Below are 7,077 nucleotides of genomic sequence, written 5' to 3'. Positions count from 1 at the left end.
GTGACGACCGGCGCGATCAGGGCGGTAGCTTCCCCCGCGACGACCGCGCACCCCGCCGTGACGACCGCCGCGACGACCGTGGTGGCTGGCGTGATGACCGTGGTGCGTCCCGTGGGCGTGACGACCGCCGTGACGAGCGCGGCGGGTTCCGTGGGCGTGACGACCGGCGCGATCAGGGCGGTAGCTTCCCCCGCGACGACCGCGCACCCCGCCGCGATGACCGCCGCGACGACCGTGGCCCCCGTCGTGACGACCGCCGTGACGACCGCCGCGGCGGTGGGTTCCGGCGCGGGGACGACCGGCCGGGTGGGCCGCGTCGCGACGACGAGCGGGGTGGGTTCCGGGGCGACCGGGACCGCGGCGGGTTCCGGGGCGAGCGGGGCGACCGCGGTGGCTTCCGGCGACCGGAGCGGGAGCGCACCCACGACCGTGAGCCCGTCAAGCGGCTGCCCATTCCCGAGGACGTCACCGGCGACGAGATCGACAAGGACGTGCGGCAGGAGCTGATGAGCCTGCCGAAGACCCTGGCCGAGGACGTCGCCAGGAACTTGGTGATGGTGGCCCGGCTCATCGACGAGGACCCGGAGGGGGCCTACGGCTACTCGCGGGTCGCCCTGCGGCTGGCCTCGCGCGTGGCCGCCGTACGGGAGGCCGCCGGCTTCGCGGCGTACGCCACGCAGAAGTACGCGGAGGCGCTCGCCGAGTTCCGGGCGGCACGGCGGATGACCGGAGGCGTCGAGCTGTGGCCCGTCATGGCCGACTGTGAGCGCGGCCTCGGCCGCCCTGAGAAGGCGCTGGACATGGCCGGTGCGCCGGAGGTCAACAAGCTGGACAGGGCCGGCCAGGTCGAGATGCGGCTCGTGGCCGCCGGGGCCCGGCGCGACATGGGACAGCTGGACGCCGCGATCGTGACCCTCCAGTCCCCTGAGCTCGCCTCGCACTCCGTGCAGCCGTGGACCGCGCGCCTCCGGTACGCCTACGCGGACGCTCTCCTGGCGGCCGGCCGGGAGGACGAGGCCCGCGAGTGGTTCGCCAAGGCCCTGGAGTCGGACAAGGACGGTTCGACCGACGCGTCCGACCGGCTGGCCGAGCTCGACGGCGTCGAGTTCGTGGACGCCTTCGACGAGAGCGCAGAACTCGGCGAGAGCGCAGAACTCGACGAGAACGCGGAACTCGATGAGGCCGACGAGCCCGACCGGACCAACGAGGCCCCGCAGGTGGACGACGCCGACGCCGGGGAGGACCCCGATGCGCCTGGACGGGAAGCCCGTCAGGAGGGCGGCACCGAGGGCGACGGCCACTGAGCCGTAGGCCGGCTGAGTGCACCGCGCAGCACACGAAGGGCGGCACCCGTCAAGGGGTGCCGCCCTTCGGCGTTCAGTCCAGGGTGAGGCTGCGCAGGACCAGGCCGGTCGCGGGCTTCGGGCCGAACGACGTCGACTTGCGGGGCATGGTGACGCCCCGGCGCGCCAGGTCCCGTACGACCTCCTCCCGCACCGGGTGCATCAGGACGGCCGTACCGCCCCGGCGCTCCGCCTGCTCCACGGCCGCCGCGGCGTCGTGGATGTACGCGATGTGCTCCGGCGAGTCGGGGATACGCCACAGATGTTCCAGCATCGAGGCGTGCAGGACCGTGGCGTCCAGGGTGCGCCACGGCTCCGGGCGGTCCGCGGGGACCGTGCGGGCGAGCAGTCCCGGGTCCGGGCGGTCGACCAGGTGGAAACGGCCGTCGCCGGCGAGGACGAAGGCGTTCCCGCCGCCCCCGGCCGTGTCGGCCAGCACCCCCAGGGCCGACGTGAGCGAGGCGCCCTCCAGCGTCCGCACCCGGAACGACCCGTCGAGCGCGGCCGCGGCGTCGGCCACCGGCAGGTTGTTCAGGAGGCGGTGGATGGCGCGGACCTGCAGCGGGTACTCCGCCGTGTCGATGAGGAGGACGAGGCCGTGGTTCCAAGGCCCGGGCCCGGACTGCTCCTCGCGCAGGCGCAGGTAGGTGGCCCAGCGGTGGTGCCCGTCGGCTATCAGTGCCTGGTGGCGGACCAGGTCGTCCGTGACGGCCGCGAGCTCGCCCGGGTCGGTGACCGCCCACAGGCGGTGGCTGAACCCGTCCTCGGTGGTCGTGGCCAGCAGCGGAGTGCCCTTGATGGTCCGTTCGATGACGGCCGACGCGCCGGTGGCACCCCCGTCCCCTCGGTAGGTGAGCAGCAGCGGCTCCAGGTGGGCGCCGAGCGTCCGCATCAGGGCGGCCCGCTCCTCCACGACCTCCGGCATCACGTCCTCGTGCGGCAGCACCACGCCCTCAGCGGGGACGGAGAGCTCCAGGGCGCCGATCACACCGCGCTGCAGCAGCTCGCCCTTGCGCTGCTCGTACACGTACAGGGCGGGCTCCTCGTCCGGGGCGAGGACGCCCGACGCCAGCCACTCGGCGAGCGTGTCGGCCGCGCGGCGGGACCGCGCTTCCGCGGTCGGCGCCTGCGGCAGGATGAGGCGGACGATGTTGTGCGGGTCCGACGACTCCAGGTGGTGCAGCCCGTCGGGCCGTACCACCACGTCGTACGGCGGCGAGGTCACTGCGGCGAGACTGCCGACCTGTTCGGGGACGTACCGCAGTCCACGGAAGGGTTTCAGGCGCAGACCGCCGTGGGCCGCAGGACCTCTCGTCATCATCCTTGCATCGTAGGTGCCCGAAGGGATGAGCGATGATCGGGTGAAGGAATCGTCTGGGTAAAAGACGGCGCGAGGCGAGGAGTGCAGGGTGATGGGGCAGTGGCGGAGCCGGCCGGGTGCGAGCACGCGGGTGCTCAGTGAGGCGTACGACACGGCGCTGCTGGACCTGGACGGGGTGGTGTACGCCGGGCCCGAGGCCGTCCCGCACGCGGTGGAGGCGCTGGCCGTGGCGCGGGCCGGCGGGATGCACCTCGCGTACGTCACCAACAACGCGCTGCGCACCCCGGAGGCGGTCGCCGCGCACCTGACGGAGCTGGGGGTCCCGGCCGCCGCCGGAGACGTGGTCACCTCGGCGCAGGCGGTGGCGCGGCTGATCGCGGAGCACGTGCCACAGGGGTCGAGGGTCCTCGTCGTGGGCGGGGAGGGGCTGCGGGTCGCGCTGCGCGAGCGCGGCCTCGTGCCCGTGGAGTCGGCGGATGACGACCCGGCGGCCGTGGTGCAGGGGTACGGCGGCCCCGACCTGCCGTGGGGGCGGTTCGCCGAGGCCGCGTACGCGGTGGCGCGGGGCGTGCCGTGGTTCGCGTCCAACACGGACCTGACGGTTCCGGGGGCGCGGGGCATCGGGCCCGGGAACGGGGCGGCCGTGGAGGTCGTCCGGATCGCGACGGGCGGCGTCGCCGAGCCGGTGGTCGCCGGCAAGCCGCTGCCGCCGATGCACCGGGAGACGGTGCTGCGGACGGGGGCGCAGCGGCCGCTGGTGGTGGGGGACCGGCTGGACACGGACATCGAAGGCGCCTGCAACGGGGGAGTCGACTCGCTGCTGGTGCTGACCGGGGTGACGGACCCGGCGGGGCTGCTGGCGGCGGTGCCGGAGCACCGGCCGACCTATGTGGACGCGGACCTGCGGGGACTGCTGACCGGGCAGCCCGAGGTGGGCGCGGCGGGACGGGGCTTCGCGTGCGGGGGCTGGGAGGCGGCGGTGTCCGCGGGCGGGGACGCCCTGGTCCTGGAGGGGGACGGCACACCGCTGGACGGGCTGCGGGCGCTGTGCGCGGCGGCCTGGACCCATGCGGGAGCGGAGGCGTGCGGGCTTGCCGCGGACAAGGCGCTGGCGCGGGCAGGGTGGTAGCGCGGCCCGACGGCCTGCGCCGGAGCGGTGCCGCGACGCCCTCGTCGCGGACCGTGCCCCGGTGGACGGTGGAACAGGACGGAGCGGGAGCGGTCGCCTCCCGCGGGGCGGCGTGGCGGGGCCCGGCGCCGCGGGAGGACGGCCGGGACTGCCGCCGGCCCGAGCCGTGGCGCCGCCCGGGGCGTGCGCTCCGGGCGCGGAGGGCGGCCCGTCGCCGACACCACCTGATCACCGCACGGAGGGTAGGCTAACCTAACCGGGTGTTGGTCGAGAGTCCCCCCGAAGCGAGCACGGCCCCGCAGGCCGCGCACCGGAACCGCAGGCGCACCGCCCTGCGGTCCGCCGGACTGCTGCTGTCCCTCGGAGTCCTGCTGCTGGTCTGCGCCGCGAGCATCGCGGTAGGTGCCAAACCCCTGCCCCTGGCGGACGTCTGGCACGGGGTGTTCCACCACTCCGGCACCGGCAACGACGTGCTCATCGCCGACGTCCGCCTGCCGCGCACCCTCATGGGCCTGCTCGCCGGGCTCGCCCTGGGCGTCTCCGGCGCGGTCATGCAGGCACTCACCCGCAACCCGCTCGCCGAACCCGGCCTCATGGGGGTGAACGCGGGCGCGGCCGCCGCCGTCGTCACCGCCACCAGCTTCCTGGGGGCGACGTCCTTCATGGGCTTCGTGTGGTTCGCCTTCGCCGGGGCGGCCGCCGTGTCGGTGCTCGTCTACGTGCTCGGCGGCGGGCGCAGCGCCACACCGGTGCGCCTCGCCCTCGCGGGGACCGCGACGACCGCAGCGCTGTACGGCTACGTCAACGCCGTCCAGCTGCTGGACTCCGCCGCGCTCGACCGGCTGCGCTTCTGGACCGTGGGCGCGCTCTCCGGGGCCACCCTGGAGCTGGTGGTCTCGGTGGCGCCGTTCCTCGGCGTCGGGGCGCTGCTCGCGGCGGTCATCGCCCGGCCGCTGAACGCGATGGAGATGGGCGACGACACCGCCCGCTCCCTGGGCGCCGGCCTCACCCGCACACGGGTGCTCGCCATGCTGGCCGTCACCCTGCTGTGCGGTGGCGCCACCGCCGCGTGCGGGCCGATCGCCTTCGTCGGCCTCATGGTGCCGTACCTCGTGCGCGCCCTCACCGGGCCGGACGTGCGGTGGATCCTCGCGTACGCCGCGGTGCTCGCGCCCGTGCTGCTGCTGGGCGCCGACGTCATCGGGCGGGTCGTCGTCCGCCCGTCCGAACTCCAGGTCGGCATCGTCACCGCGGTCATCGGCGGACCCGTCTTCATCCACCTCGTACGCCGCAAGAGGATGGCCAAGCTGTGACCGTCACCTCTCCGCCCCCCTCCCCGTCCCCAGGCGCCCCGCCGACCGCCGCCCGGACGCGGACCGTCCGGGCCGTCCGCACGCGCGGCGGGCTGTCCGTCCGCATCGAGCCGCGCGCGGTCGCCGCCGGTCTGGCGCTCGCGGCACTGACCCTGGCGGCGGCCCTCGTCCTCATCGGCAGCGGGGACTTCCCGCTCACGCCCGGCGAGGTCGTCGCCACCCTCCTCGGCGACGGTACGGCGGTCCAGGAACTCGTCGTCATGGACATGCGCCTGCCGAGGGCCCTGGTGGCCGTGCTCGTCGGCGCCGGGCTGGCCGTCGGCGGCGCCGTCTTCCAGAGCATCACCCGCAACCCGCTCGGCAGCCCCGACGTGCTGGGCATCGGCCACGGCTCGATCGTCGGCGCCCTCACCGTGATCGTCGTCCTCGGCGGCGAGCCCGCCGCGGTCGCCGCGGGCGGTCTCGCCGGCGGCCTCGCGACCGGTGCCGCCATGTACCTGTTCGCGTGGCAGCGGGGCGTGCACGGCTTCCGCATCGTCCTGATCGGCATCGGGCTCACGGCCGTGCTCACTGCCGTCATCCACTACCTGATCACCAGGGCGAACCTCGTCGAGGCGACCCGCGCCGTCGCGTGGATGACGGGGTCCCTGGACGGCCGCGACTGGAAGGAGTTCTGGCCGCTGCTCGCGGTCAGCGCCGTGCTGCTGCCCCTGATCCTCGCCTACGGCAGGCCGCTGCGCGTGCTGGAGATGGGCGACGACGCGGCCTTCGCGCTCGGCGTGCCCGTCCAGCGGGTACGGGTGGTGCTGCTGGTCGCCGCCGTGCTGCTGGTCGCCGCCGCGACCTCCGCGGCCGGCCCCATCGCCTTCGTGGCCCTCAGCGCCCCGCAGCTCGCCCGGCGGCTGACCCGCTCGCCCGGACCGAACCTCGGCGCGTCCGCCCTCATGGGCTCCGCGCTGCTGCTCACCGCCGACCTCGTCGCCACCCACGCGTTCGGTGAGCGCCAACTGCCCGTGGGAGTCGTCACCGGCATCGTCGGAGGCGGCTACCTGCTGTGGCTCCTGGTCGCCGAGCGCAGGGCCGGGCGCATATGACACGGCCTCCCGACCCGTACGCACGAGAACGACAGGAGCACCAGGAGCCCGCCATGCAGACACAGCCCCGGGGCGGCCAGCGGCTGAGCGCGCAGTCCGTCACCCTCGCCTACGAGCAGCGGACCATCGCCGCCGACCTGTCCGTGGAGATACCCGACCACTCCTTCACGGTGATCGTCGGGCCCAACGGCTGCGGCAAGTCCACACTGCTGCGGGCCCTGGCACGGATGCTGAAGCCCGCGAAGGGCCAGGTCCTGCTGGACGGGCAGTCCATCCACGCCCTGCCCGCCCGGAAGGTCGCCCGCACCCTCGGCCTGCTGCCGCAGTCGTCCCTCGCGCCCGACGGCATCACCGTCGCCGACCTCGTCGCCCGGGGCCGCTACCCCCACCAGGGGCTGCTGCGCCAGTGGTCCCCGGACGACGAGCGGATCGTCCAGGAGTCGATGGAGGCCACCGGCATCGCGGACCTCGGCGACCGGTACGTCGACGAGCTGTCCGGCGGCCAGCGGCAGCGCGTGTGGATCGCCATGGCGCTCGCCCAGCAGACACCGCTGCTGCTGCTCGACGAGCCGACGACGTACCTCGACATCCAGCACCAGATCGACGTGCTGGACCTGTGCGCCGACCTCAACGAGCAGCAGGGCCGCACACTCGTCGCGGTCCTGCACGACCTCAACCACGCGGCGCGGTACGCCACCCATCTGATCGCCGTACGGGGCGGTGAGATCGTCGCGGAGGGCCCACCGGCCGAGATCGTCACCGCCGAGCTGGTCGAGCGGGTCTTCGGGCTCCGCTGCCAGGTCATCGACGACCCCGAGACCGGTACGCCTCTGGTGGTGCCCGCGGCGCGGCGGGCCCGCGTCCCGGCGGCCGCCGG

General features: G+C 74.8%; 6 protein-coding genes and 1 pseudogene. 5 read left to right on the top strand and 2 right to left on the bottom strand.

Features of this window, described 5'->3' with window-relative positions:
- Window positions 1-425, bottom strand: a pseudogene (locus BJP40_RS34940) (hypothetical protein); the annotation flags it as partial.
- Between the two features lie 66 nt (window positions 426-491).
- On the opposite strand from BJP40_RS34940, the gene BJP40_RS34935 reads away from it, so the two are divergent.
- The gene (locus tag BJP40_RS34935) at window positions 492-1,304 is read left to right on the top strand and encodes a tetratricopeptide repeat protein (RefSeq protein WP_079171219.1); all 813 of its coding nucleotides are present in this window, start codon (window positions 492-494) and stop codon (window positions 1,302-1,304) included.
- A 73-nt stretch (window positions 1,305-1,377) separates the two neighbouring features.
- Here the strand turns inward: BJP40_RS34935 and BJP40_RS16065 are convergent, their stop codons facing one another.
- On the bottom strand, window positions 1,378-2,664 hold the full coding sequence (locus BJP40_RS16065) for a DUF1015 domain-containing protein (protein ID WP_071280959.1): 1,287 nt from the start codon (window positions 2,662-2,664) through the stop codon (window positions 1,378-1,380).
- 91 nt (window positions 2,665-2,755) lie between these two features.
- On the opposite strand from BJP40_RS16065, the gene BJP40_RS16060 reads away from it, so the two are divergent.
- From BJP40_RS16060 to BJP40_RS16045, 4 genes are all read left to right on the top strand, one after another.
- Window positions 2,756-3,793, top strand: coding sequence for an HAD hydrolase-like protein (locus BJP40_RS16060; protein ID WP_071280958.1), 1,038 nt, complete (start codon window positions 2,756-2,758; stop codon window positions 3,791-3,793).
- Window positions 3,794-4,056: 263 nt separating this feature from the next.
- Window positions 4,057-5,106: an iron ABC transporter permease gene (locus tag BJP40_RS16055; protein ID WP_071280957.1), complete on the top strand. Its 1,050-nt coding sequence runs from the start codon at window positions 4,057-4,059 to the stop codon at window positions 5,104-5,106.
- Window positions 5,103-6,200 carry an iron chelate uptake ABC transporter family permease subunit gene (locus BJP40_RS16050; RefSeq protein WP_079171218.1) on the top strand — a complete coding sequence of 366 codons (1,098 nt, stop codon included), beginning with the start codon at window positions 5,103-5,105 and terminating at the stop codon, window positions 6,198-6,200. Before BJP40_RS16055 ends, BJP40_RS16050 begins: the two co-directional genes overlap by 4 nt.
- Before the next feature lie 53 nt (window positions 6,201-6,253).
- Window positions 6,254-7,077, top strand: an 824-nt coding sequence (locus BJP40_RS16045; RefSeq protein ID WP_071280956.1) for an ABC transporter ATP-binding protein, incomplete at its 3' end; no start/stop codon positions are given.

It is taken from the genome of Streptomyces sp. CC53 (assembly GCF_001865245.1).
In the GTDB taxonomy this organism is placed as follows: Bacteria; Actinomycetota; Actinomycetes; order Streptomycetales; family Streptomycetaceae; genus Streptomyces.
This window is presented reverse-complemented; position numbering and strand designations above follow the sequence as displayed.

Coding starts and splice junctions, on each gene's coding strand:
- BJP40_RS16060 (WP_071280958.1), top strand. CDS start 2,756: ATGGGGCAGTGGCGGAGCCGGCCGGGTGCGAGCACGCGGGTGCTCAGT.
- BJP40_RS16065 (WP_071280959.1), bottom strand. CDS start 2,664: ATGATGACGAGAGGTCCTGCGGCCCACGGCGGTCTGCGCCTGAAACCC.